Annotated in this window: 28 protein-coding genes; all 28 read right to left on the reverse strand. The window is 36.6% G+C overall.

Annotation, left to right across the window (positions count from 1 at the left end):
- Positions 1-49 precede the first annotated feature (49 nt).
- The 28 genes from rseP to fliM all read right to left on the reverse strand — a co-directional run bounded on the left by rseP (position 50) and on the right by fliM (position 25,339).
- Positions 50-1,309, reverse strand: a complete 1,260-nt coding sequence (gene rseP / locus FEU33_RS10570; protein ID WP_146549331.1) for an RIP metalloprotease RseP — start codon at positions 1,307-1,309, stop codon at positions 50-52.
- 37 nt (positions 1,310-1,346) lie between these two features.
- Positions 1,347-2,492: a 1-deoxy-D-xylulose-5-phosphate reductoisomerase gene (dxr, locus tag FEU33_RS10575; RefSeq protein ID WP_146549332.1), complete on the reverse strand. Its 1,146-nt coding sequence runs from the start codon at positions 2,490-2,492 to the stop codon at positions 1,347-1,349.
- Between the two features lie 14 nt (positions 2,493-2,506).
- Positions 2,507-3,301 (reverse strand): phosphatidate cytidylyltransferase, encoded by a 795-nt coding sequence (locus FEU33_RS10580; RefSeq protein WP_146549333.1) that lies wholly within the window; start codon positions 3,299-3,301, stop codon positions 2,507-2,509.
- 6 nt (positions 3,302-3,307) lie between these two features.
- A complete protein-coding gene (locus tag FEU33_RS10585) occupies positions 3,308-4,093 on the reverse strand; it encodes an undecaprenyl pyrophosphate synthase (protein ID WP_146549334.1) in 786 nt (261 codons plus the stop codon).
- 673 nt (positions 4,094-4,766) lie between these two features.
- Complete coding sequence (gene frr, locus FEU33_RS10590; RefSeq protein ID WP_146549335.1) at positions 4,767-5,324, reverse strand: ribosome recycling factor; 558 nt, start codon at positions 5,322-5,324, stop codon at positions 4,767-4,769.
- On the reverse strand, positions 5,324-6,049 hold the full coding sequence (gene pyrH, locus FEU33_RS10595; RefSeq protein WP_222433419.1) for a UMP kinase: 726 nt from the start codon (positions 6,047-6,049) through the stop codon (positions 5,324-5,326). Before pyrH ends, frr begins: the two co-directional genes overlap by 1 nt.
- A 96-nt stretch (positions 6,050-6,145) precedes the next feature.
- A complete protein-coding gene (gene tsf / locus FEU33_RS10600) occupies positions 6,146-7,030 on the reverse strand; it encodes a translation elongation factor Ts (RefSeq protein ID WP_146549336.1) in 885 nt (294 codons plus the stop codon).
- A gap of 95 nt (positions 7,031-7,125) precedes the next feature.
- Positions 7,126-7,851: a 30S ribosomal protein S2 gene (gene rpsB, locus FEU33_RS10605; protein ID WP_146549337.1), complete on the reverse strand. Its 726-nt coding sequence runs from the start codon at positions 7,849-7,851 to the stop codon at positions 7,126-7,128.
- A 150-nt stretch (positions 7,852-8,001) separates the two neighbouring features.
- The gene (locus FEU33_RS10610) at positions 8,002-8,559 is read right to left on the reverse strand and encodes a hypothetical protein (RefSeq protein WP_146549338.1); all 558 of its coding nucleotides are present in this window, start codon (positions 8,557-8,559) and stop codon (positions 8,002-8,004) included.
- A 10-nt stretch (positions 8,560-8,569) separates the two neighbouring features.
- Positions 8,570-8,878: a hypothetical protein gene (locus FEU33_RS10615; protein WP_146549339.1), complete on the reverse strand. Its 309-nt coding sequence runs from the start codon at positions 8,876-8,878 to the stop codon at positions 8,570-8,572.
- A gap of 297 nt (positions 8,879-9,175) precedes the next feature.
- On the reverse strand, positions 9,176-9,949 hold the full coding sequence (locus FEU33_RS10620) for a FliA/WhiG family RNA polymerase sigma factor (protein WP_146549340.1): 774 nt from the start codon (positions 9,947-9,949) through the stop codon (positions 9,176-9,178).
- A 90-nt stretch (positions 9,950-10,039) separates the two neighbouring features.
- Positions 10,040-10,384, reverse strand: coding sequence for a hypothetical protein (locus tag FEU33_RS10625; RefSeq protein WP_146549341.1), 345 nt, complete (start codon positions 10,382-10,384; stop codon positions 10,040-10,042).
- Positions 10,384-10,884: a chemotaxis protein CheD gene (locus FEU33_RS10630; protein ID WP_146549342.1), complete on the reverse strand. Its 501-nt coding sequence runs from the start codon at positions 10,882-10,884 to the stop codon at positions 10,384-10,386. Before FEU33_RS10630 ends, FEU33_RS10625 begins: the two co-directional genes overlap by 1 nt.
- 1 nt (position 10,885) lies before the next feature.
- The gene (locus FEU33_RS10635; protein ID WP_146549343.1) at positions 10,886-11,512 is read right to left on the reverse strand and encodes a chemotaxis protein CheC; all 627 of its coding nucleotides are present in this window, start codon (positions 11,510-11,512) and stop codon (positions 10,886-10,888) included.
- 17 nt (positions 11,513-11,529) lie between these two features.
- On the reverse strand, positions 11,530-11,976 hold the full coding sequence (locus FEU33_RS10640; RefSeq protein ID WP_146549344.1) for a chemotaxis protein CheW: 447 nt from the start codon (positions 11,974-11,976) through the stop codon (positions 11,530-11,532).
- A gap of 27 nt (positions 11,977-12,003) precedes the next feature.
- Positions 12,004-14,070 (reverse strand): chemotaxis protein CheA, encoded by a 2,067-nt coding sequence (locus FEU33_RS10645; protein WP_146549345.1) that lies wholly within the window; start codon positions 14,068-14,070, stop codon positions 12,004-12,006.
- A gap of 13 nt (positions 14,071-14,083) precedes the next feature.
- Positions 14,084-15,232 (reverse strand): protein-glutamate methylesterase/protein-glutamine glutaminase, encoded by a 1,149-nt coding sequence (locus FEU33_RS10650; protein WP_279590405.1) that lies wholly within the window; start codon positions 15,230-15,232, stop codon positions 14,084-14,086.
- Complete coding sequence (locus FEU33_RS10655; RefSeq protein WP_146549346.1) at positions 15,233-16,099, reverse strand: MinD/ParA family protein; 867 nt, start codon at positions 16,097-16,099, stop codon at positions 15,233-15,235.
- Positions 16,096-17,217 (reverse strand): flagellar biosynthesis GTPase FlhF, encoded by a 1,122-nt coding sequence (gene flhF, locus FEU33_RS10660; protein WP_146549347.1) that lies wholly within the window; start codon positions 17,215-17,217, stop codon positions 16,096-16,098. The genes FEU33_RS10655 and flhF overlap by 4 nt, the downstream gene beginning before the upstream one ends.
- The gene (gene flhA, locus FEU33_RS10665) at positions 17,214-19,247 is read right to left on the reverse strand and encodes a flagellar biosynthesis protein FlhA (RefSeq protein ID WP_146549348.1); all 2,034 of its coding nucleotides are present in this window, start codon (positions 19,245-19,247) and stop codon (positions 17,214-17,216) included. Before flhA ends, flhF begins: the two co-directional genes overlap by 4 nt.
- Positions 19,248-19,271: 24 nt before the next feature.
- Entirely contained in the window at positions 19,272-20,357 is a 1,086-nt protein-coding gene (gene flhB, locus FEU33_RS10670) for a flagellar biosynthesis protein FlhB (protein WP_146549349.1), read from the reverse strand.
- A gap of 1 nt (position 20,358) precedes the next feature.
- The gene (gene fliR / locus FEU33_RS10675) at positions 20,359-21,135 is read right to left on the reverse strand and encodes a flagellar biosynthetic protein FliR (protein ID WP_146549350.1); all 777 of its coding nucleotides are present in this window, start codon (positions 21,133-21,135) and stop codon (positions 20,359-20,361) included.
- Positions 21,136-21,139: 4 nt separating this feature from the next.
- On the reverse strand, positions 21,140-21,409 hold the full coding sequence (fliQ, locus tag FEU33_RS10680) for a flagellar biosynthesis protein FliQ (protein ID WP_146549351.1): 270 nt from the start codon (positions 21,407-21,409) through the stop codon (positions 21,140-21,142).
- Positions 21,410-21,422: 13 nt separating this feature from the next.
- Positions 21,423-22,091 (reverse strand): flagellar type III secretion system pore protein FliP, encoded by a 669-nt coding sequence (gene fliP, locus FEU33_RS10685; protein ID WP_146549352.1) that lies wholly within the window; start codon positions 22,089-22,091, stop codon positions 21,423-21,425.
- Positions 22,088-22,714, reverse strand: a complete 627-nt coding sequence (locus FEU33_RS10690; RefSeq protein ID WP_244951010.1) for a flagellar biosynthetic protein FliO — start codon at positions 22,712-22,714, stop codon at positions 22,088-22,090. The genes fliP and FEU33_RS10690 overlap by 4 nt, the downstream gene beginning before the upstream one ends.
- Positions 22,715-22,763: 49 nt before the next feature.
- Positions 22,764-23,126 (reverse strand): chemotaxis protein CheY, encoded by a 363-nt coding sequence (locus tag FEU33_RS10695; RefSeq protein WP_146549354.1) that lies wholly within the window; start codon positions 23,124-23,126, stop codon positions 22,764-22,766.
- A 22-nt stretch (positions 23,127-23,148) separates the two neighbouring features.
- Complete coding sequence (fliY, locus tag FEU33_RS10700; protein ID WP_146549355.1) at positions 23,149-24,351, reverse strand: flagellar motor switch phosphatase FliY; 1,203 nt, start codon at positions 24,349-24,351, stop codon at positions 23,149-23,151.
- Positions 24,344-25,339 (reverse strand): flagellar motor switch protein FliM, encoded by a 996-nt coding sequence (gene fliM, locus FEU33_RS10705; protein WP_146549356.1) that lies wholly within the window; start codon positions 25,337-25,339, stop codon positions 24,344-24,346. Before fliM ends, fliY begins: the two co-directional genes overlap by 8 nt.
- Between the last annotated feature and the right edge of the window lie 13 nt (positions 25,340-25,352).

A 25,352-nucleotide genomic window follows, 5' to 3' on the forward strand; every position in this document is an offset into this window, starting at 1 on the left:
TAGCCGTGCTGTCTCTGAAAAAATTTGCTTTTGATAGGGACTATTTTTACTAAAAGAAGAATCGTTGAATATCATTCCATGTTACTGCAATCATAAGAATCATCAAAAGAACAATTCCTACAAAATGAACCATTCCTTCTTTTTGGCGATCAACTGGTTTACCACGAACAGCTTCAAATCCGAAGAATAATAAACGTCCTCCATCTAGTGCCGGTAATGGTAGTAAGTTCATAATTCCTAAGTTGATACTTAATACAGCTGCCCAATTCATAATATTGATAGCACCGTATTTAGCCACTTCTTCGGTTGCTTTATAAATGCCAACAGGGCCTGACAAAGCATCAATCGTAAATCCTCCAGTTATTAAAGCTCCAAGAATCGTGAAAATTTTAATCGTCCAATGATAGGTTTCTGTAAAACCGAATGCAAGAGCTTTTAATGGACTTTTTTCAACAGGACTTTGATACTGTACACCAATTTGTCCTATCGTTTGTCCATCGATTTTCTTTTCACTTGGGGTTACTTTTACCTTTTCATGTCCATCATCACGTTTAATATCTAATGTCAGTTCTTTATTTGGATTATTTTGAATAGCAGTTGATAATTCTTGCCATGTTTCAATGGATTTACCGTCTATTGCGGTTACATAATCGCCTTTTTCCAATCCCGCTGCGGCAGCAGGACTATCTTTTACAACACCAGCAAGGACAGGTTCGTATGTTGGTACCCCTGCCATAAATGCAATAACAATAAAAACAATAATGGCAAGGATAAAATTAAACAATGGACCTGCAAAAATAGTCATTGCCCGTTTTCCTACAGATTTTGAATTGAATTGTCGATCATATGGAGCGATCATCAATTCACTGCCATTTTCCTCGATAACTGCATTACGTGCAATATTGTAACGTACAAGCTTTTCATCCTCATCATAGCCTTCAATCCATAATTTCTTTTGAAGATCAGCCTTTTCTACTTCCAAGAAAAGCATGTCCGGCAATTGCTTGTTTTGATTTAAAACGATTTTTGCTACTTCGTTTTGATCGTTCAACAACATTCCGATTCGGTATCCTGGTTGAAGTTCGACCACATCAGCATCGTCTCCAGCCATACGCACATACCCACCCATTGGTAACAAACGGATTGTGTATAATGTTTCACCTTTGTTAATACCTAATATTTTAGGACCAAAGCCAATGGCAAATTCGCGCACCAATATACCAGAACGTTTTGCAAAGATAAAGTGACCTAGTTCATGAAAAAACACGATAGAGCCGAACACTATGATGAATGCAATGATTGATTGCATGTAATCCCACCTTCTCAAGCTTTGTAAATTGCTATTACTATTTTAGCATGGTTTGAACTGTTTTTCTCGTTTCTTTGTCGATATGTAAAATAGTTTCTAAATCTGGATGTTGAATATTCACATGATCGTTCATCATTTTTTCGATAATGTCCTCAATTTCAAGAAATGTAATTTTCTCTTGTAAAAACGCACCGACAGCAGCTTCGTTTGCTGCATTCATCACTGTCAAAATCGTACCGCCCATTCGTCCTGCTTGATAAGCAAAATCTAAGCACCGGAAACGTTTTAAATCCACATGTTCAAAATGTAATTGACCTATTTTAGCTAAATCTAATCTTTCCGCTGTAGAACGAGGTAATCTCTCAGGATAACTTAATGCATATTGAATAGGTGTGCGCATATCTGGTGTACCTAGTTGAGCCATTATACTTGTATCATGATATTCAACCATCGAGTGAATAATGCTTTCTCTATGAATTAAAACGTCAATTTTGTCATAAGGCATATCATATAAGACAGATGCTTCAATCACTTCTAACCCTTTATTCATCAAAGTTGCTGAATCAATCGTAATTTTTGCTCCCATCGACCAATTCGGATGATTTAAAGCCTCCTTAATCGATACATTTTTTAGTTCTTCGCGTGTCCTATCTCGAAAACTACCGCCTGAAGCTGTAAGGATCAAACGTGAAATTGATTGACGATTTTCCCCTTGCATGGATTGCCAAAGTGCTGAATGTTCACTATCAACTGGCAAGATAGGCGCGCCAAATTTTTTTGCTTCACTCATGACTAAATGTCCGGCTGTCACCAGTGTTTCTTTATTAGCAATTGCGATAGCCTTTTTTTTACGGATTGCTGCTAATGTTGCTTCAAGACCGATACTTCCTAATACAGCATTTAATAATACATCTGCTTCTGCAAATGTAGCCACATCCACTAATCCTTTTGGTCCACAAGTAAAATCAATATGTGGAAACTCTTTAGAAAGCATGTGAGCATCTTCTTCTAATTGTACAGAGACTAATTTAGGACTAAATTCAACAATAATTTCCTTTGTTCTTTCGATATTTTTACCAGCTGCAAATGCTACAATTTTAAACTCATCTGCATGATCTCTAACAATATCTAATGTTTGTAAGCCAATAGAACCTGTTGCTCCTAATAAGCTGATTGATTTCATTTAAAATATCTCCCTTATCCAATAAAGTGTAAGAAATATAGCAATGGTAAAACGAATAATAGGCTGTCGAAACGATCTAATATTCCACCATGTCCAGGCAATATGTTCCCGGAATCCTTTACACCATAGTGACGCTTAATCGCTGATTCTACTAAATCTCCCAATTGTCCAAATATGGAAGCCACCACCGATACGATCATTAAAGTTATCCATGAAATATCTAATTTTGCGATGAATTGGAAAATCATAGCTGAAATGAATGCAACCACAATCCCTCCAACAAAACCTTCAATCGTCTTTTTGGGAGATATTTCTGGCCATAATTTATGCTTTCCTAATTTTCTACCAATAAAATATGCCCCAGAATCGGTTGTCCATACAATGACTAATGCGTATATAACAAATCGCAAGCCTGCGTCTCTAGTCGCTATAAAGAAATGAAAACCGATTCCCACATATAGGGCACTTGCCAGCAAGAATCCTACATCATCAAACGAGAATTTATTTTTTACGAGAACAGTATAAATAAGCAATAATATGGCACAGATGAATACGTATTCAGTGTTAGAATAGGAAGTTATCTCTTGGATTTGCTCTGACCATTCTTTAGGCATTAAAATGATAAATAATAAAATTAATGTAATGATTCCGGGTACAGAAAATAACGAAGTCCCTTTCATTCTTAATACTTCAAATAGTCCTACTGTCGCCATTGCATATACCAAAATGGCAAATGGGTATTGACCATAAATAACGAATGGTATAAACAATGCAGCAGCAATAATAGCCGTAATAATACGTTGTTTCACTCTTTCTTATTCTCCTTTCAATCCCCCAAATCGGCGATTGCGCTTTTGATAATCGATTACCGCTTCGTATAAGTGCTCTGCTCTGAATTCTGGCCAATGTATGTTTGTAAACCAAAACTCCGTATAAGCAAGCTGCCATAATAGGAAATTACTTAATCGAAATTCTCCACTTGTGCGGATAAGTAAATCTGGATCTCCAATCTTTGCAGTCATAAGTTGCTCACAAATGATTTCTTCCGTAATGGCGGTTGTTTCTAACTTTCCATCTTGAACCAGTTTAGCGATCCGTTGTACAGCTAACACTATTTCGCGGCGACTACCATAATTAAATGCAAAGTTAAGCACCATTCCTGTATTATTTTTTGTTTCTTCCATCGCATTTCGAACTGCTCGACTTGTATATTGAGGTAAACCGTCCATTTCACCAATCATTTCAACACGAATGTTCAATTCCATCAACTCTGGTAAAAAGTCTGCCAAAAACTCCTCTGGCAAATGCATCAAGAATTCTACTTCACTTGATGGACGTTTCCAATTCTCCGTCGAAAATGCATAAAGTGTTATCACCTTGATACCAATTGCATTAGCTGCTCTTGTTATACGGCGTACATTATGCATGCCTTCTCGATGTCCTACAAAGCGTGGAAGTGCACGTTGCTTTGCCCAGCGTCCATTGCCATCCATAATAATAGCTATATGATTGGGTACTCTCTGCTGACGCAATGTATCAATTTGCTTCTGCAATGATTGATCTTGTTTATCTGATTTTCTCCATCCGAGTTTATCTAACATTTAGAATCCTCCACTAACTAACAGATCGGAACGTATACTTCTACTATCATATCAAAAATACGGATTTTTTTCCTTAATCTTTATCAATTACACCCCAGCGTAATTGCATCCGGATTTTTTCAAGCCTGCAAGAGAAATCTCTTCAAAATCCGTGACATCTACCGGAAGCCCTGTGTCAACACGAGGTTGATCCCCCACCTAACTTTCTCATTTCTCTCTAAATCTTATGTTGGGGTCTTACTGCCCGTTAACGCGGGATAAAATCGCATTCATCTAGCCACCTATATAGGTGAGTGTCTTCCTGAATGAAGATAAAAAAGACGTCCCTGTAGTTATAGGACGTCTTATAAAACACAAGGTTCTAAAAAACCAATTACGTCTTCTTAGCGTAATAAAAAATGGAACTATACTGCACAATGCATATCCTGAACATCCACAGAACAAATAACGAATGTCTGGATAACTTCTAAAAATAGAAAATCTTATCCTGTATAAACAAGCAGTAAGCCCCTACCCCAAGATTTAAAAAAATCAAAAAGTGGGTTTCACTTTTATAAAAGCCTGATTGGTTCAATTGAGCACCCAATATAGACTCAAGAAAACCCTCACTGGATGAAGTTTCACTTTATATTCATCTCATTACCAAGAAAAATGAAGGCTCCTGCTAATATAGTTAGACAGACATAATTTCGTTTTCTTTTTCTTTTGCGATTTGGTCAACTTTAACAATATTCGTATCTGTTAGTTTTTGAATGTCATCTGAAAATCCGCGTAAATCGTCTTCTGTGATTTCTCCACTTTTTTCTAGCTTTTTAAATTCATCATTCGCATCACGACGAACATTTCGAACAGCCACTTTTGCTTCTTCAGCTTCTTTTTTCACCTGTTTCACTAGCTCTTTACGACGTTCTTCCGTTAATGCGGGAATTGCTAAACGAATGACGTTACCATCATTTGTTGGCGTAATACCAATATCTGATTTTAACAACGCTTTTTCGATATCTCCCAAAGCGGTTTTATCATATGGTTGAATAACTAATAGCCGTGCTTCTGGAATTGTAATCCCAGCCAATTGTTTAATAGGTGTTGGAGCACCATAATATTCAACGCTCACATGGTCTAGCAATGAGGCGTTGGCGCGTCCAGCACGAATTGTTGCTAATGCTCGAGTAAATACTTGAATTGCCTTCGTCATTTTTTCTTCAGCTTTTGTGATAACTTCTTTTGACATTATGAATTCCTCCTAACCACTGTTCCGATAGTTTCGCCCAATACAGCGCGTTTGATATTTCCATTTTCCATAATAGAAAATACGATTAATGGAATGTCGTTATCCATACATAATGTGGATGCTGTTGAATCCATAACCTGCAATCCTTGTTGGATTACTTCTAAGTATGTTAGACTATCATATTTTACCGCATCTGTATTTGTTTTAGGATCTGCAGAGTATACACCATCTACGTTATTTTTAGCCATTAAAATGACATCTGCATTAATTTCAGCCGCACGTAACGCTGCTGTTGTATCTGTGGAGAAGTAGGGGTTACCTGTACCTGCTGCAAAAATCACAACACGTTTTTTTTCAAGGTGACGTATTGCTTTTCTTCTAATATACGGTTCAGCAACTTGTGTCATAACGATTGATGATTGAACACGAGTTGGAACATCTAAATTTTCAAGGGAATCTTGAAGAGCTAGTGCATTCATAACAGTTGCTAACATACCCATATAGTCGGCGTTTGCACGTTCCATACCCATTTCAGCACCGATTTTACCTCTCCAAATATTACCACCACCGACTACTAATGCTACCTCTATTCCTAGATCAACAACCTCTTTCACTTGTTCTGCTACTGATTTCACAATTTTAGGTGATAAGCCAAAGCCTTTTTCTCCAGCAAGAGCTTCTCCACTCAGTTTAATGACTACTCTATTATACTGTGGCATACTCATTGGAACCTCCATCATCATGCTTTTTTCTCGAAAAAGAGGGAACACGATAAGCTGTGCTCCCTTCTCTTATACATTAATTATTCAACAAAATTAATATTAATTGCCTTTAACTTGGCTCATTACTTCTTCTGCAAAGTTATCTTCGCGTTTTTCAATACCTTCCCCTACTTCATAGCGTACGAATGAAGTAAGTGTAGCGCCAGCAGCTTTAACATAGTCACCAACTTTTTGATCTGGGTTTTTAACGAATGCTTGATCAAGAACACAAATTTCTTCGAAGTATTTACGTAAACGACCTTCGACCATTTTAGCAACAATATTTTCTGGTTTGCCTTCGTTTAATGCTTGTTCAGTTAATACTTTGCGTTCATGAGCAACTTCTTCTTCAGAAACTTGATCATGAGCGATGTATTTAGGATTTAATGCAGCGATATGCATAGCAACATCTTTTGCCACATCAGAATCAGTAGTTCCTTCAAGTACTGCTAATACCCCAATACGTCCACCCATGTGTAAGTAAGCGCCAAATGCGTCTGCATCAGTTTTTGAAGCGATCGTGAATCGACGAAGCGTAATTTTTTCTCCAATTGTAGCGATTGCTGAAGAAATATGTTCAGAAACTTTTGCGCCATTATCCATTTTAGATTCTAAAGCTTCTTCTAAGTTAGCTGGTTTAACTGCTAGTAAATGATCAGCTAATTCTTTCACTAAAGTTTGGAAACCTTCATTTTTTGCAACGAAGTCAGTTTCAGCATTTACTTCTAATAGTACTGCGTCATTACCTTTCACTTCGATATAAGTTGTACCTTCAGCAGCGATACGATCAGCTTTTTTACCAGCCGCCGCTAATCCTTTTTCACGTAGGAAATCTACTGCTGCATCCATATCTCCATCAGTTTTTACAAGTGCTTTTTTACAATCCATCATACCAGCACCAGTTTTTTCACGTAATTCTTTTACCATTTTAGCAGTTACTGCCATTGATAGTTCCTCCCTTAATATATGAAATTAATATCATTCTCAAAAAAAGGTGATAAGAGGGTTTAGCCGCTTATCACCTGTTTCCAAATCAGAAATTACTCAGCTGCAACCTCTTCAGCTGGAACTGCTGCTTCTTCTTCACCTTGTTTAGATTCGATCAAAGCATCTGCCATTTTAGAAGTGATTAACTTAACAGCACGAATAGCATCGTCATTTGATGGAATAACATAGTCGATTTCATCTGGATCACAGTTTGTATCAACCATTGCTACTAATGGGATGTTTAGTTTGCGAGCTTCTGCTACTGCGATACGTTCTTTGCGTGGATCTACAACGAACATTACGTCTGGTAGATTTTGCATATCACGAATACCACCTAAGAATTTAACAAGACGGTCATGTTGTTTTTTCAATTGGACAACTTCTTTTTTAGGTAGAACTTCAAAAGTTCCGTCTTCTTCCATTTTTTCGATTTCTTTCAAACGTGCAACACGTTTTTGAATTGTACCGAAGTTAGTAAGCGTACCACCTAACCAACGTTGGTTAATATAGTAGTTGCCTGAACGTTCTGCTTCTTCTTTGATGGCTTCTTGAGCTTGTTTTTTAGTACCAACAAAAAGAACTTTACCACCATCTTCGCCAACTTGACGCATAAAGTCGTAAGCTTCTTCTAATTTTTTAACTGTTTTTTGTAAATCGATAATATAGATACCGTTACGTTCAACAAAAATGTATTTTTTCATTTTTGGATTCCAACGGCGAGTTTGGTGACCAAAATGTACACCAGCTTCTAGTAATTGTTTCATTGAAATTACTGACATTTGTATTTCCTCCTGATATGGTTTTTTGTCCTCCGCATTCATCATCTGTAGGAGTAACTCGAAATGAGCACCTTCTCCTTGCATCCGAATGCGTGTGTAATGTAACACCATTTGATAATATATCATAATGACCTATTCTCTGCAACTACTTTAGTGCTGGAATTTCAATAATAATTCGATCTCAGTCTTGCCCTTTTGCAGCAACCTCGCTATTTCATCAATACTTTTCCCATTTCGATATAATTCTTGAATTTGTTCCTCAAACGTCAATTTCACTTCAGAATCAACTGAATCCTTTGTCGTTTCTGCTGCTGTTTGTATAGAAGTAGTTGTTGCCGATATCGATGCAGAACTATTTTGGTATGCCTTTGTTACAATTTTTCTTGGCATATTAAAAGTAGGTTTGATGACTTCTTCAGAGGAGGCTGAATGTTGTTCTCCATTTTCACTATTTCTAGGAGAATGCTCACGATCAGTTTTGTCTTCTAAACTTTTTTTATTCATCAATGCCAATTCTTTTATGAGACGGTCATTTTCATCACGCATTTCTGCTAAATAAGCTCCTATTGCATTATCCATTTCGTCTTTCAATCTGGCTTGACTCTTTTCAACATCTTTCAATCTGGAAATTTTCGTATAAAGTAAAATGATAAAGTAAAAACTTAGTATTTGCCCTATAAATAAAAACACCAACATTGTTGCAATCATGTGATAACTCCTATCCGCTAAAATCGATAAAATGTCCTTTAAAAGGATGTTGTACCTGCTCATCTGAAGAAGATTTCTGTTCTTTTTTTTGCTTGTGTTGTTGCTCATTTTCTTTTTTATTAGTTGGATCATCTTCGTTGATTTGAGCAGCTTTATCGGATTTCAAAACAGCTGTCCTATTTCGCTCTGTCTGTTTTTGCAATGCCACATTAGCTAATTCCTGACCGGCATTCACATGTTGCTGTTCCTGTTCTGCTACTTTTCCTGCCTCAAACGTTTTGGGTAAGGCTATTTGTAACTCTACACCTTTTAAGCTCATATCTTATACCTCCTATGGATCAGCTGTTTTACTGCTTTCGGAGAATGTTTTCACAACTACTAAATCGGCCCTATTTCATCATCCTTAACTATCTCTATATAAAGTGAAACTCTATCAGTGTGGTTTTACTAGAGGAACTCAGGTTAAAAGCGCCACGTCCTTTGACAACATCTGAGTGACCAACATCTTGTTGGCCCGAACCAATCGGACTTTTACGGGCAGTTGATCCCCCATCTATCTTTTTCGTTTCTCTCTGAACCTTGGGATGGGGTCTTACTGCCCGTTAAAGCGTAAAAGCTATACATTTTCCATCTCGTTTACTAGTAAACTTCGTAATTTAAAGAGAGCTTTTGAATGTATTTGAGAGATTCGAGATGTTGATAAATGCAGCATTTCTCCAATCTCAGTTAAAGTCAACTCTTCTGAATAAAACAAACTCAACACTTGTTGTTCTTTATCGTTTAACTTTTTGATATTCTCCACTAAATCATCGAATAATTCCGTTCGTATAATTTCTTGCTCAGGTGTTCGGACTTGTTCATCTCTTATCACAAAAGATTTTCCCTCTGAATCATCTGGCTCTGAAGAATGCTCATCCATTGATAATATATTAGACATAAAATGTTCTTGCACAGTTTGATATACATCTTCTACACTTACCCCTAATTCTCTCGCTACTTCTATTGGTGTAACATGACGTTGCAATTGTTGCTCCATCATTTCAATTTGCACTTCTAACTTTTTTGATTTTTCTCTCGCAGATCGAGGCAACCAATCTTCCTTTCGAAGTCCATCGATTATTGCGCCTCGAACCCTGAAAGAAGCATATGTATCAAACTTTAAATCTCTTGATATATCAAATTTGTTAAGTGCATCGAATAATCCCATCATGCCAAGGCTTGTCAATTCATCTCTCGATACATTTTTGGGTAAGCTTGTACTAATACGTTGTACGTGGTAAGAGACGAGCGGCGTATATCTTTTTATTAACAAATCTCCTGCACGAGGATCACGGTCAGCTGCCCATCTTTGCCAAAGCTTTTGTTCTTCTTTTGAAGTTGGTTGCATCATCGAATCCTCCTCGTTATGTTTTCTAAATTTCAAGTTAATTATATCAAATCGTTACTAATAAAGGGAGCCAAATTCAGCTCCCTTTCGAAATCATTCGTCATTTGACATCATTGTTTTTACAGTTTTCGCTAATTTCTGCGCCTGATCGTCACTAAATTCCTCAGAAGCCTTATCATTTTCTGATTGTTCTTCAACTTCACTTTCAGACCGTCCCTCTAATTCTTCCCCGTCTTGCGATGATTCCTCTGGAGGAGTATACAAGACAAATGCAATAATAAAGCGAACCAAATATGTTAAAAAAAACACAATGATAGCAGCAATAAATGCTTTAATAATGATGCTTGTTGGCGAATTGAATGATCGAAATGTCATCAAAAAATAGATTGTAAAAGCGATTACCGCTGCCCAACAATTATATAAAAATGAGCCAACCATTATATTTCTTTCACCCCTTGGTTTACTGTACGAATATGTAAAATGGAAGTGATCGTATCAAACTCGATCGTACGTCCACTACTTCCACCAGTATCCTCCGCAACAATTGGTATTGAAAGACTTTTCAATTGTTGTTTGACTGCTTCCACATTTCTAGGACCGATACGCATTGAATCTCGATTCGAAGTAAACTGGAACATTTGAGCTCCCCCTGCAATTTTTGCTTTTAATTTAAACAATTGAGCACCTTCCTGCTTCAATTGATCAACCATTGCAGGGATCCCCGTATCAGCAAATTTTGCTACATTTATGGTATCTCCACGACCTAATTTTGAATCTGGCAGCATCACATGAACTAACCCTGCCACTTTCTTCGATTCATCATAAAGGATGACTCCTACACATGAACCTAATCCTGATGTTCTTATTGAATTTGGTGATTTTGCAATATCCATTTGGGCAATTCCTACTTTTATAACAGTTGTGCTATTTAGAAACATATTAAGAAACCCCTAAAGCTTTAAAAATGGATTGAAAAGAATCTGGATCAGGAAGTAAGAAAAAATGCCCGCGAACTGTTTCTGAATCACCCATATGTTCTTCATAAATAGTTGTATCAATTACAATTACTTGATCACCGATTTTGGAAACTTCGACAAGGCCAAAGCTAATAATTGCCCCAAACATATCAACAGTTAAGCCAGGTGGAGTTGGATAAATCTTCAACCCAGTAAAATCGGATAATGCTGATAAATACGATCCCGAAAGTATATTGCCTAGTTCTTGCATGGCAGATAGGCCTAATTCCGAAACAGGAGGGTTTCTAAAATCGAATGAATCATCATGGATTAACTTTCTGATAAAATGATTTGCCTGTTCTACTGAGAGGATAAAAAACATTCCTCCTTTGGCATCACCTTCAATTCGAAGATAAATCCCTACGACAACACTTTCCGCTCCTCCAACAAAGTCCATCATTTCATTAAATGAAACCATCTCTACCTTTGGGACATGCATATCAATTTTCGTATTGAGTAATCCTGAAAGGGCTGTAGCAGCGTGAGCAGCCCCTATATTACCAATTTCCTTTAAAACATCTAAATGTAAAGACGTAATCCTATTATACATTGGACCTTTACCTTTCTTTATTTTAAGGTATTTAAAACTTTTTCTAAGTTTAATAATATAAGCAGTCTTTTTTCTACTTTTGCAACACCCGAAATAAACTCTTCTTCATATGAACCTACGACTTCAGGCTGAGGTTCAATCGAAGCTTTTGGAATATCCATCACATCATTCGCGGCATCTACAATAAATCCTACTTCCATTTCATCCACTGTAATAATAATAATACGTGTATTTTCATCTTCTACTGATGATTTCACATTAAAACGATCTCGAAGGTCTATAATTGGCGTAACAACACCTCGAAGATTGATCACACCTTTAACGTATTTTGGTGTTTTTGGTACACGTGTAATATGCATCGTTTTCTCAATTCCCTGCACCTGACTAACAGGGATTGCATATTCTTTATCCCCTAATTGAAATATAATTACTTTTACACTTTCTACATCTAGTGAATTTACCATTATGAACACCTCTTTCTATTTGGTACTTTATTTAATAAGTGAATTACAATCTATGATTAATGCAACTTCGCCGTTTCCAAGAATAGTAGCACCTGAAATGGCAAATACATTGGTTAAATAGTTTCCTAATGATTTTAAGACAATTTCTTGTTGACCGATAAATGAATCCACTACTAAGCCAGCCATTTTTTCACCTTTTCGAACAAGTACAACAGAATGGAATTCATCCTCCACAGGTTCTGTACGATTTACTTCAAAAATTTCTTCTAAGAATACAAGTGGAACAACTTTTCCACGGAAATCGATCACTTTTTGATTATGCGCATTCAAAATGTCTGAATTACGTATGATAGATGTTTCAATAATTGATGATAATGGAATCGCATAGATTTCTTTCTCGATTTCCACCAACATAACAGAAATAATAGATAATGTTAGTGGCAATTGAACAGAGAATAAGGAACCTTTTCCTTCAGTAGATTCGATTGTGATGTTACCACCTAATGATTCAATGGTAGATTTGACAACATCAAGCCCTACACCTCGTCCAGATATATCAGAAATAACATCCGCTGTAGAGAAACCTGAAGCCAAAATCAATTCATTTACTTGATTGTCAGTCATGGATTCGGCTGCTTCTGTTGTAACTATCCCTTTAGAAATCGCCTTTTCTAATACTTTCTCTCGATTAATGCCGGCACCATCATCTTCAATTTCGATGAACACATGGTTTCCGCTATGGTAAGCACGTAATACCACATTACCCTCTTCAGGTTTTCCAGCTGCTTTTCGTACTTCTGGACTTTCAACACCATGATCTAGCGCATTTCGAATAAGATGGACAAGTGGATCTCCTAACTCATCAATGACTGTTCGATCTAGTTCTGTTTCTGCACCGATGATTTCTAAATTTACTTTTTTGTGTAAGTCGCGTGTCAATTGACGGACCATTTTTGGGAAACGGTTGAAAACAGTTTCTACAGGAACCATACGCATCGTTAAAATGATATTTTGTAAATCACCTGAAACACGTGACATTCTTTCGACCGTTTCATTCAATTCACTATGATTCAATTCTGTTGCAATAGATTGCAAGCGTCCGCGATCAATCACAAGTTCTTCAAAGAGATTCATTAAAATATCTAATCGTTCTATGTTGACACGTATTGTCTTGCTGCTTGCATGAGCGACTTTCTTTGCAGGAGCTTTTTTAGCTGCTGATTTTTTAGCTGCTGGTTTTACATCTTTTTGCGCCGCTTTTTCCCCAGCAGATTGAACAGGTTTTGTTTCTTCTACAGTTACTGCTACTTCATGGCGTACAAGTGATTCATAATCAATTGGTTTAACAGTTACTTTTTCAACTTCAGAAACTTTTAAAAGTTTCTTTTGTACGTCATCTGCAGGATCTTTCGTTACTAATGCTACATAAAAGTCATTATCGAATTGTTCTTCTTCTAACTGTTCAACAGTTGGTGATGATTTGATGACATCTCCTAGTTTTTCTAAAATGTCAAATACCATATAAACTCGTGCAGCTTTTAATAAACAATCCTCACGAAGCTGTACAGCAATTTCATAGGTATTGAAACCTTGATCATGAGATTGTTCAATGACTGTTAACTCAAACTCATCATATTCTAAAGAATCAGCAGTTGCAGTAGATTCAGTTGTTGCAGTTTCTTGTGATGCTGTATCGCTTGCGCCATTAATGGGTTCACCATTTTCGATGCGTTTTAGTTTAGCAACCGTTGCTGAAACATCACGTTTACCATCTCCACCATTTGCAATATCATCGATCATAGCTTCCAAATGATCAGCAGATTCAAATACAACATCTAAAATATCTGAATTCACCGTGATTTTTTCATTACGAATGGCATCCAAAACATTTTCCATTTTATGTGTTAAATCGGCTAGATCTTCGAATCCCATAGTGGCTGACATACCTTTTAAAGTATGCGCATTCCGGAATATTTCATTGACAATTGCTAAATCATGCGGATTTTGTTCCAATACTAATAAGTTTTCATTACAAGATTGAAGATGTTCTCTACTTTCATCTAAAAAGACATCTAAATATTGATTTGTATCCATTAAAAGCCCCCCTTTAAGGCAAATATTTCATAATAATTTTTGAAATATCATCAACATCTGCAACTTCGTCCACTAATCCTGTTGCGTATGCTGATTTTGGCATCCCATAAACAACGCTTGTATTTGCCGATTCAGCAATAGCAATGACATTTCCTTTCTTTTTCAAAGCCTGTAATCCTTTTGTTCCATCTGATCCCATACCTGTCATAATGACAGCTATTTTATCAAAATCATTATATTGACTATTATCTTCAAACATAACATCTACTGAAGGTCTATGCCCTCCTCGTGGCGGCTCTGTCTTATCTAATTCAATATGATAGGACATTCCTACCTTGCGAATACGCATATGAAAATCTCCTGGAGCAATATAAGCAACACCTTCTTGCAATAGATCACCTTGCTCAGCTTCTTTTACAGTGATTTTTGACAAGTGATCTAATCGGCTTGCCAAAGATTTTGTAAAGCCTGCTGGCATATGCTGCACAATCAATATAGGTGCTGGAGTATTCTGCGGTAAACGCGTAATCACTTCTTGCAATGCTCTAGGTCCTCCAGTAGAAGTACCTATCAGAATCATTTTCTTAGAATGCAAGTTCCAATTTACTTTTGGATTTTCATGATCTTCTTTTAAAGGATGATCTTTATCGTGAACGCTATCTTTAGAAAGAGTCGATACTTTTTCTATTGGATTTTTTGGCGTAGTTGTCTTTTTCTTAACCACATGTTCTGCATATCGTAATTTCGATACATGTACGGTCGCCGCATTTTCGACAATTCGTATAACATCATTTTGAATCTTATCTAAATCTAACGAAATCGATCCACTTGGCTTTGCAATAAAATCGACTGCGCCACTTGCCATTGCTTCTAAAGTGATCTTCGCGCCAATTTTTGTTGTGCTTGATAGCATAACGACAGGAACTGGGCATTCCCTCATAATTACTTTTAATGCTTCGAGACCATTCATCTCTGGCATTTCCACATCCATTGTTACAACATCTGGTTTAAGCATGTGAATTTTCTTAATCGCATCTTTTCCATTCCGTGCTGTACCCACAACTTGAATAATTGGATGATCCGCGAAAAAATCAGAAATCATTTTCCTCATGAATGCTGAATCATCCACTATTAACAGTTTTTTTGGTTGATTTATAGACAACTAATCACTTCCTTTCGAAAAAATACTTCTTAACTTTGAAATAAACTTATTCGATGGATTTGGTGCAACCACTTCTTGAATATTCCCTTTCATATATCTATAAGTTATTTCTTTTAACGTCTTTGTAATGGGAGCATTCGGATATAATACAGAAAAAGGTACTTGCCTTTTTACCGCTTGACGAACTAACTTATCTTCAGGAAGAGAGCCTAAAATAGTCACATCTTTCGATAGAAAGCGCGACATCGTTTGTTTCAATCTATTCAATGTATCGGTGCCTTCTTCCCTTGTTAAAACCCTATTACAAAGTAAATAAAAATTTTTTTCTCTATCTTTGTAATGGATATATTTCATCATGGAATAAGCATCCGTTATGGATGTTGGCTCAGTTGTTGCAACAACGATAATATCATCAACAGCAACTAATAGATCGAGTGACCAATTGGTAGCACCTGCTCCCATATCGAATAAAATGTAATCGTATGTAGTTTGTAAGCTTTCAAATGCTGCGATCAAGCGATCAAACATTAATTCTGTCCATTCTAACAATCCTGCAAGTCCTGTACCACCTGAAATATAATGCAAACCATTAGATCCTTCAAAAATGACTTGTTCTAATGATGTTTCTCCTTGCAAATAATCTTTTAAACTATTCCGTGATCCTTTACCTAATAGAATGTGAATATTCCCCATTCCAATATCCATATCGACAATAATTACCTTTTTATCATAGGTAGCTAAAATATTCGAAAAATTTGTTGTAAAATTGCTTTTTCCGACCCCACCTTTTCCACTAACTACAGCGATTGATTTTCCAAGACTTTTTTGTTGCATTTTCATTCTTAATGATTCAGCTTGATCTCTCATTTGTTATCTCCCTGAAAAAGTAATTCTATAACATTCTTCATAGAAGCTTCCTCAATGTCCTCTGGTACTTCCTGACCATTCGTATAGTAAGCAAGTCCCTTCTTATATTTAACCATTAAATTGATCATTGAGCCAATAGTATTTGTTTCATCTACCTTCGTAAATATTAATTTTTCCACTGAAAGCGCTAAAAATTGTTCGATGATCGTTGCCATATCACGTTCTTTTGCTGTCACAGATAAAACCAAGTAATTTTCAACATTATTTTCAACGTCAATTAATTGTTGCAAATCTTTTATATATTTTATTTCTTTATAATTTCGTCCAGCTGTATCGATAAAAATTAAATCCAGTCGCTCAAATTTTAATAGAGCCCTTTCATAATCTTCTTTGCCGTATACAATTTCTACTGGTGCTTGTAACAGATTTGCATAAGTTTTGAGTTGTTCAATTGCAGCGATCCGATACGTATCTGTGGTGATAAAACCTATTTTCTTTTTCTTTTTCAAGACGGCATGCGCTGCCATTTTTGCAATGGTAGTCGTTTTACCAACGCCGGTTGGTCCTAATACATTAATATATTTCTTTTCATATGAAATACCGCCAAAAGGTAGTCCTTCCAGCAAATGAGCGAGTTGTTTTTGGGCTAACGCTTGTACTTCCTGCGGTGTTAGATTAGCCTTACTGTTTTTCACAATTGTAAAGAGCTCATCACTTATTTGTGTGATGAGCTGGGGATTGATCTCCTGATGCTCTAATTGCTTAATAACAGTTGATAGTTCATCTGGATATTGTATGCTAGCAGATTGACTTTGCATTGATTTCATCAATTTCTTTAAATCTGCTAGCTCTTGTTTGATCACTTTTGACGAATCTTCTGAAGCTTGTGACTCGAACATCACTGATTGCTGTACGGTCTTTGAAGAAAACGCCGGTTCTTTTATATCTGCCCGTTCAATTCCTGCTATTACCTCAAAGCTTTTCTTTTTGAACATGCCTAAAAAGCCTTTAGAATATACAACTTTTGAGCTTGTGATAATCGCATCATCACCTAAATCTGCTTGAACTTTTTTCATCGCAGCCGGCATGGATGATGCTGTGTATTTTTTCATCTTCATTCAACGTTCACCACCCCAACACTTTGAATCTCAATAGATGATTCTAATTCATTATACGAAAGAATCGGAATTTGTGGGAAGTATCTTTCTGTTAATTGTCTTAAATACATTCGAACAGCTGGTGAACATAAAATAACCGGTGACTGTTCAAATAATGCAATACGCTCTACCTCTTTTGCAATCGATTCTAAAATCATCTGAGAATCATTCGGATCCATCGCTAAATAATTACCGTGATCCGTTTGTTGAATACTATCAGCAATTATTTTTTCTACCTTTGCAGAGACAGTTAATACTTTCAACTCTGTTTGTCCACCGGCATATTGTGTCGTAATTTGACGTGCTAATGATTGACGAACATACTCAGTCAAAACATCAATATCAGAAGTTAGTTTCGAATAGTCCGCTAATGTTTCAAAAATAACCGTTAAGTTTCGAACGGAAACATTTTCTTTCAGCAATTTTGCCAATACTTTTTGAATTTCACCAATTGATAATGGGGTTGGTGTCAATTCTTCCACTAATATTGGTGCCGTTTCTTTTAAATGATCGATTAGCTGTTTTGTTTCTTGACGACCTAATAGTTCAGATGCATTTGCACGAATAATTTCTGTTAAATGAGTCGATACAACGCTTGGTGGGTCGACAACTGTATATCCAAGCATCTCTGCTTCTTCTTTTACTTGCTCAGTAATCCATTTTGCTGGTAAACCGAAAGATGGTTCTACAGTATCAATACCTTCTATTGAATCATCATCACCTGGGCTCATTGCTAAATAATGATCAAGTAATAATTCACCATGCGCTAACTCATTTCCCTTAATCTTAATACGATATTCATTTGGTTGTAATTGAATATTATCTCGAATCCGAACAACAGGTATCACAATCCCCAATTCGAGTGCCAGCTGACGGCGTATCATCACGACACGATCCAACAGGTCCCCACCTTGTGTTGCATCTACTAATGGAATTAACCCGTAACCAAATTCAAATTCGATTGGATCCACATTCAGTAAATTGACAACATTTTCTGGGCTTTTCAAATTATCAGTTGTTTCAACCTCTTCTATTTGTTCAAGTTCTTCTAAATCCTCTTTTGCTGCATGGCTCATACGATATGCCACAATTGCCAATATTGCGGCGATCGGAACTGTATATATAAACTTGATAGGTGTTACAACTCCAAGTATGAATACTGTTCCTGCCGCTATGTAAATTAACATTGGATTCGCAAATAGCTGACTCGTAATATCTGTACTTAAATTTCCATCAGATGCAGCTCGTGTTACAACAATACCTGTAGCAGTCGAAATAAGTAACGCCGGGATTTGCGATACAAGACCATCCCCAACCGTCAATGTAGTAAACAAATGAACTGCATCAGAAAAATCCATATCCATTTGCACGATACCAATGATTAAACCAACGATTAAGTTAATCACCACAATAATCATTGCGGCGATCGCATCACCTTTTACGAACTTCGTAGCACCATCCATTGAACCATAGAAATCGGCTTCGTTGCTCACCTTTTCACGGCGAAGTCTCGCGTCAGATTCGGAAATTAGGCCTGCGTTCAAATCAGCATCAATCGCCATTTGTTTTCCGGGCATTGCATCCAAAGTAAAACGTGCGGCTACTTCTGAAACCCGCTCTGCCCCTTTTGTAATGACAATAAATTGGATAATCACTAAAATAACGAATACGACTAGACCGACGAGTACATTACCCCCTACTACGAAGGTACCGAAAGTTTCTACAACATTCCCTGCATCTCCACCAGTTAAAATCGCTCGAGTAGTCGAGACATTCAAACCTAAACGGAATAATGTTAATATTAATAATAGGGACGGGAAAATTGAAAATTCTAGTGCTTCTTTCATATTCATCGCTGTTAACAATACAAGTAATGCTAGCGTAATATTGATGATGATTAAAAAGCTTAACAACCATGGTGGTAAAGGGATGATAAGCATTGCAACAATCATAATTACCGCAGCTAATACTCCTATGTCGCGAAATTTCATGTTTGTCCCTCCCGAATTAAATCTTTATATTTTTCTTTTAACACGATATACATATGCTAAAACCTCAGCTACAGCTTTAAAAAATTCATCTGGGATACGTTGTCCAATTTCGACTTGATCGTACATAGCACGAGCTAAAGGCCGATTTTCCACCATTACCACATCATTTTCTTTTGCAATCAGCTTAATCTTTTGAGCGATGAAATCTGTCCCTTTAGCGACTACTTTTGGGGCATCCATTGTTTCTTCATCATATTTTAAAGCAATAGCGTAGTGAGTTGGGTTTGTAATAACAACATCAGCTTGTGGGACTTCTTGCATCATACGACGCATCGCCATTTCACGTTGACGTTGTTTGATTTTAGACTTGATGAGAGGATCACCCTCGGTATTCTTATATTCATCTTTAATATCTTGTTTGGACATTTTTAAGTTCTTTTCATATTCGAATTTTTGGTAGAAATAATCGAGAACAGCGATGAATAAAAGAACGATAGATGCTGCAATCCCCATTAATACAGTAAGCTTTGAAACCGTTATGAGCGCTGCCCATGGTGACTTAAATGATAAACTTAAGACATTGCTAATGTTTATCCATAAAATCATTGTCGTTACTGTACCAATTAATGAAATTTTTAATACAGATTTTAGTAATTCTATCAAAGCTCTAGTAGAGAATAATCTCTTAATTCCTTTGACTGGATCAAGCTTTGTTAAATCAAATTTTAACGGTTCTGTTGTAAATAAAAGACCAAATTGCAGGAAGTTTCCTATAACCCCTGCAATAACTGCAATAGCCATGATCGGCAATATGATGACAGCCATTTCAGATAGAACTTCTTTGTAAACTTTTACGACTAACTCTATAGATAATGTATCAACTCTCATATATTTTGAGAAAGTTTGACTAAAAAAGGACATGATTCCATCACGCATAAAAGATGCTGCTATCAATAAAAAAAGAAATACCGATAATAATACAAGTGCGCTTGTTACATCTTGACTCTTTAATATTTGACCTTTTTTACGAGCATCTTGACGTTTCTTAGGTGTGGCTTTTTCTGTTTTCTCTCCTGCAAAAAATTGCAGGTCCAACTGAAGCAATTGCATCTTATCCACCACCTAAAAGAGCCATAAAATCTCGCATACTAATCATCATAAAATTGAATAGCTTTTCCATTACTGCAACCATCACACCTAACATAACGATCAGTACGATAAAACTTACACCGATTTTAACGGGAAAACCAACAACAAATATGTTTAATTGCGGTACTGTTCGTGCTGTAATACCTAAAGCAATATCAACTAAAAATAATGTTGCTACTATCGGAACTGACATTTGAAAAGCAATGCCAAAAAGTGTACCAAATGTTTTTAGCACAAATTGTGGTAAATCACCAGATCCGAATGCCGGCCACACATGATCCATTGGAATATACTGATAACTATAAAAAATTCCATCTAAGATTAAATGATGACCATCCGTTCCTAACAATACAAGAAGAGCTAAAATATTAAAAAATTGGCCTAACAATGGGCTTTGTGCGCCTGTTTGTGGATCAATTACATTGGCAATAGCAAATCCCATTTGGAAATCAACAAATCCTCCTGCAATTTGAATAGCCGCCATAATCATATAAGCAATAAGTCCTATTGAAAGACCAACAACGGCCTCCTTCATGATTAACAATATGTATTCTCCATTAACTTCAAATGGTTTTACATCCATCGTATAATACATCATCCAAGACAAGACTACCGCAAGCGTAATTCTTACTTTGGTTGGAATCGTTTTATAAGAAAAAAATGGAACCGTTATAAAAAAAGCAGAAATTCTTACGAGAATCAGAAGAAAGACGGTTGTTTTCGGAACTAATTCTTCCATTCTATCACCCTATAAAACGTCCTAAATTTTCAAATATATCCTTTGTGTAGGAAGTCATTTTGGTAAGCATCCAGGGACCGAAAAAGATAATAGCAACAAGTACTGCAATAATTTTGGGTACAAAAGCAAGTGTTTGCTCCTGAATTTGAGTAGTTGCTTGAAAAATACTGACTAAAAGACCAACAACTAATGCAACAAGTAATAACGGACCTGATACAAGCAATATTACTTTTATCGCTTCTTCTGCGATTTTGATGACCGTTTCTGCTGTCATGTTTTTTCATCCCCTAAAAACTTTCTAATAGTGACTTCACTACAAGATACCAACCATCCACCAAAATAAATAATAATATCTTGAATGGCAATGAAATCATTACTGGTGGTAGCATCATCATCCCCATCGACATAAGAACACTTGCTACAATCATATCGATTACTAAGAACGGTATAAATATCATAAAGCCCATTTGAAACGCCGTTTTCAACTCACTTATCGCAAATGCTGGAACCATTGTTGTAAGTGGAATATCTTTAATAGTTTTGGGACGTTCTTTTGCTCCAGAATATTTCAAAAATAAGTCTAAATCTTTTTGTCTTGTATGCTTGCTCATAAATTCTTTGAAAGGTTCACTTGCTTTTGAGTAAGCTTCATCCAATGTGATTTTTTCGTCGAATAATGGTTGCAACGCGTTCTTGTTTACATCTTGAAAAGTGGGTGCCATGATGAAAAATGTCAAAAATAATGCTAAACCAACGATTACTTGGTTTGGTGGCATTTGTTGTGTTGCCAATGCTGTCCGTACAAAAGATAAAACGATAACGATTCGTGTAAAACACGTCATTAAGATCAAAATGCTTGGTGCTAACGATAAAACGGTCAGCAACAGCATCAATTTAACAGATGCAGAAACATTTGCTGGATTGCTATTGGAGAAGTAATTAACAAAATCACTCATTCATTTTCCCGCTCCTTCTGCTTCCAGTCTTCTAATTCTTTCTGGCGATCCTGTTGGATTTCTGATAATCGCTTTTGAAGTTCTTGATTAAAGTCTTCATTTGATAAATCTGCATCCTTTTCAGCGTGTCTTCCCTTCCACTTCGAAATCATTTCGGCAACGTAAGGCACTTGTGCTGTCAACTCTTGTTTATCATTATATAAATCTAACAATCGCTCTTTTTCTTCCTTGTCGGTAATTTCTTTTAAAATATTGACATCATCACCTACACCAACTAAATACAACGATTCTCCTATTTTAAGAAGTTGCACTGATTTTTGCTGGCCAAGAGATATACCACCTAAATTTTGCATTAACTGACTTTGTTGATATTTGTTGTTGCGGCTATTAACGAATTTAAGAACACCATAAAGCAAGGCAATCACAAAAATCAGCGCTAATACCATTTTTACGTAATCCCATACAGAAAAGCCAACAGCTGTCGACCGATCTTTTTGATCGACAGCTGACGTTGAATCATTTTTGCATGCATCTGGATTTTTGTAGCAATCATTTACAGAATCATTAGAATCTGCATAGACGACCGTATCAGTTTGAAATGGTTGACTAGAAAAAATGATCAAAAAGGATGCACACAATATCAGTTTCAAAAATGTTCTGTAAAGCATTCTATTAACCTAACGCTTTTTGGATGGCTTCAATTACTCTATCAGCTTGGAATGGTTTTACAATAAAGTCTTTTGCACCAGCTTGAATAGCATCGATAACCATTGCTTGTTGTCCCATTGCTGAACACATGATAATAATGGCATTAGCATCTTGTTGTTTAATAGCTTTTAATGCTGCAATACCATCCATTTCTGGCATTGTGATATCCATTGTCACTAAATCTGGTTTCAACTCTCCATATTTCTCCACTGCTTGTGCTCCGTCACTAGCCTCTCCAACAACTTCAAAGCCATTTTTAGTTAAAATGTCTTTGATCATCATGCGCATAAAAGCTGCATCGTCTACAATTAAAATACGTTTTGCCATGCTTAACTCCTCCAATGAATAACTATTTAAGATTATTAAGTCGATCCGCTTTACTTAAGATATCTGTAATACGAACACCAAAGTTTTCATCGATTACAACAACCTCACCTTTAGCTACTAGCCTACTATTGACTAGAATATCTACTGGCTCACCAGCTAATTTATCTAATTCAATAATTGAACCACTCGCTAGCTCTAAAATTTCTTGAACGGAACGCTTCGTACGTCCTAATTCAACAGTAACTTGTAGTGGTATGTCAAGTAGCATATTTAAATTTCTAGCTTCTGCTTGTTTTAAATTAGTATTTTCAAAGCTTGCAAACTGCGCTTGTTGCACATTCACAGGTTGTTGCGGTGCTTGATGCTGCATTGTATATGGTTGTTCATACATTGGTTGCGCAGGTTGTTGTCTTGCCGCTATTGTTTCTTCCTGAATTGGCGCTTGTGCTGGCGCTGCAGAAGGCTGAGCTTGCTGTTGTACTGGTGGCTTCCCTTCTGGAACCGCAGTCGCTGTAACAGCCGCTTCCTCTTGTCCAGGATTCATTAATTGTTTCACTAAAGATTTACTAAATTCTAAAGGTAACAATTGCATGATGTTTGAATCGATTAAATCACCAATCTTCAACCGGAATGACACTTTTACAAGTAATTTATCTGAAGGGATATTGTCGGTTCCCTCATCTTTGGAAATATTCATCAAGTCGATTGTTGGTGGAGAGATATCCACTTTCTTATTAAAGATTGTTGACATAGATGTAGCGGCTGATCCCATCATTTGATTCATCGCTTCTTGAACAGCACTCAAGTGAATTTCACCTAAATCTTCTGAAGGTGTATGTCCATCTCCGCCTAACATTAAATCTGCGATAATCGCTGCATCAGATTGCTTGATAACAAGCAGATTCGTTCCCATTAATCCTGTAGTATATTCAACTTGAATAGCGACATAGGGATGTGGAAATTCTTCTTCCAAATTATCGCGGTTAATCATACTAATTGTAGGCGTTGTGATTTCAACTTTTTGCCCTAATAATGAAGACAATGCAGTGGCAGAACTTCCAAAGGAAATATTTCCAATCTCTCCAAGTGCATCTTGAGACATTGTATCCAAATAATCATTTACATTATATTTTTCCTGAGAAGACGGTTCGTTATCTGTTTTATTGATAGATTCGCCTTTTAATAGGGCTTCAATTTCTTCTTGTGAGAGCATATCATCACTCATCATCGTCTCCTCCTTTCAAAGACTCTATTACTTGCACAGCCATCCTAGTTTTTAGCTTACCTGGTTGGACTGTAAACTTAGGAATACCTCCTACATTTAACACCAGTGGTTGACTAATTTTTTGATCTAACTGAATGACATCACCAAATTGCAACATGAGAAAATCTTCAATGCTTATTTCAGTAGTTCCTAGTTCAGCAATAACCTCCAATTCAGATTGCTTCACACGTCTTTCGATAATAGCCGTTTGCTCTGGTGACAGTTCTTTTTTGTTTGATTGCATCCAGTAGCGAACAGACAAGTTCGGGACGATTGGCTCTAGTACAACATGAGGGATACAAATGTTAATCATACCGCTTGTCTCACCTATAATCGAGTTAAACGAAATAACAACGACTGTTTCATTCGGTGAAATCATTTGTAAAAACTGCGGATTTACTTCTAGTTCCGTCAATATTGGATCTATATCCGCAATATTGACCCAAGCCTCTCGTAAATTATCAAAAGAACGTTCAAATAGGTTTGTCATAATCTTTGTTTCAATTTCCGTTAGATTGTCAACGTTGCTATGACTGGCTCCCGTTCCTCCCATCAACCTGTCTAACATAGAATACGCAATATTAGGGTTGATTTCCATTAAGATATTACCATCTAAAGGAGGGACTTCAAATACATTGATCAAAGTCATATTCGGAATCGAACGAATAAACTCTTCAAATGGTATTTGATCGACTGATGCGACTGTAATTTGCACATATGTTCTTAGCTGGGCCGAGAAAAAAGTTGTGAGTAAACGTGCAAAGTTTTCGTGTATTCGGGTTAAACTGCGAATCTGATCTTTTGAGAAGCGAAGAGCACGTTTGAAGTCATAGACTTTGACCTTTTTTGCCTCCTCATCTTTCTTAATATCATCCGCCGTCATTTCCCCTGTTGATAATGCAGATAAAAGCGCATCAATCTCGGATTGTGATAACACATCTCCTGCCATTTTCCCACCTCCA

Origin of the sequence: Rummeliibacillus suwonensis (genome assembly GCF_007896435.1) — a bacterium.
GTDB lineage: Bacteria > Bacillota > Bacilli > Bacillales_A > Planococcaceae > Rummeliibacillus > Rummeliibacillus suwonensis.

Excerpts from the sequence above, each read along its gene's own strand:
- fliY (WP_146549355.1), bottom strand. The coding sequence starts at position 24,351 with ATGAGTGATGATATGCTCTCACAAGAAGAAATTGAAGCCCTATTAAAA.
- dxr (WP_146549332.1), bottom strand. The coding sequence starts at position 2,492 with ATGAAATCAATCAGCTTATTAGGAGCAACAGGTTCTATTGGCTTACAA.
- flhF (WP_146549347.1), bottom strand. The coding sequence starts at position 17,217 with ATGAAGATGAAAAAATACACAGCATCATCCATGCCGGCTGCGATGAAA.
- FEU33_RS10635 (WP_146549343.1), bottom strand. The coding sequence starts at position 11,512 with ATGTATAATAGGATTACGTCTTTACATTTAGATGTTTTAAAGGAAATT.
- rpsB (WP_146549337.1), bottom strand. The coding sequence starts at position 7,851 with ATGTCAGTAATTTCAATGAAACAATTACTAGAAGCTGGTGTACATTTT.
- fliP (WP_146549352.1), bottom strand. The coding sequence starts at position 22,091 with ATGAGTGATTTTGTTAATTACTTCTCCAATAGCAATCCAGCAAATGTT.
- FEU33_RS10625 (WP_146549341.1), bottom strand. The coding sequence starts at position 10,384 with ATGGTTGGCTCATTTTTATATAATTGTTGGGCAGCGGTAATCGCTTTT.
- fliR (WP_146549350.1), bottom strand. The coding sequence starts at position 21,135 with ATGGAAGAATTAGTTCCGAAAACAACCGTCTTTCTTCTGATTCTCGTA.
- flhB (WP_146549349.1), bottom strand. The coding sequence starts at position 20,357 with ATGCAATTGCTTCAGTTGGACCTGCAATTTTTTGCAGGAGAGAAAACA.
- FEU33_RS10610 (WP_146549338.1), bottom strand. The coding sequence starts at position 8,559 with ATGATTGCAACAATGTTGGTGTTTTTATTTATAGGGCAAATACTAAGT.
- FEU33_RS10640 (WP_146549344.1), bottom strand. The coding sequence starts at position 11,976 with ATGGTAAATTCACTAGATGTAGAAAGTGTAAAAGTAATTATATTTCAA.
- rseP (WP_146549331.1), bottom strand. The coding sequence starts at position 1,309 with ATGCAATCAATCATTGCATTCATCATAGTGTTCGGCTCTATCGTGTTT.
- FEU33_RS10620 (WP_146549340.1), bottom strand. The coding sequence starts at position 9,949 with ATGATGCAACCAACTTCAAAAGAAGAACAAAAGCTTTGGCAAAGATGG.
- FEU33_RS10645 (WP_146549345.1), bottom strand. The coding sequence starts at position 14,070 with ATGGATACAAATCAATATTTAGATGTCTTTTTAGATGAAAGTAGAGAA.
- fliM (WP_146549356.1), bottom strand. The coding sequence starts at position 25,339 with ATGGCAGGAGATGTGTTATCACAATCCGAGATTGATGCGCTTTTATCT.
- FEU33_RS10585 (WP_146549334.1), bottom strand. The coding sequence starts at position 4,093 with ATGTTAGATAAACTCGGATGGAGAAAATCAGATAAACAAGATCAATCA.
- tsf (WP_146549336.1), bottom strand. The coding sequence starts at position 7,030 with ATGGCAGTAACTGCTAAAATGGTAAAAGAATTACGTGAAAAAACTGGT.
- FEU33_RS10615 (WP_146549339.1), bottom strand. The coding sequence starts at position 8,878 with ATGAGCTTAAAAGGTGTAGAGTTACAAATAGCCTTACCCAAAACGTTT.
- FEU33_RS10630 (WP_146549342.1), bottom strand. The coding sequence starts at position 10,884 with ATGTTTCTAAATAGCACAACTGTTATAAAAGTAGGAATTGCCCAAATG.
- FEU33_RS10655 (WP_146549346.1), bottom strand. The coding sequence starts at position 16,099 with ATGAGAGATCAAGCTGAATCATTAAGAATGAAAATGCAACAAAAAAGT.
- fliQ (WP_146549351.1), bottom strand. The coding sequence starts at position 21,409 with ATGACAGCAGAAACGGTCATCAAAATCGCAGAAGAAGCGATAAAAGTA.
- FEU33_RS10695 (WP_146549354.1), bottom strand. The coding sequence starts at position 23,126 with ATGGCAAAACGTATTTTAATTGTAGACGATGCAGCTTTTATGCGCATG.
- flhA (WP_146549348.1), bottom strand. The coding sequence starts at position 19,247 with ATGAAATTTCGCGACATAGGAGTATTAGCTGCGGTAATTATGATTGTT.
- frr (WP_146549335.1), bottom strand. The coding sequence starts at position 5,324 with ATGTCAAAAGAAGTTATCACAAAAGCTGAAGAAAAAATGACGAAGGCA.
- pyrH (WP_222433419.1), bottom strand. The coding sequence starts at position 6,049 with ATGAGTATGCCACAGTATAATAGAGTAGTCATTAAACTGAGTGGAGAA.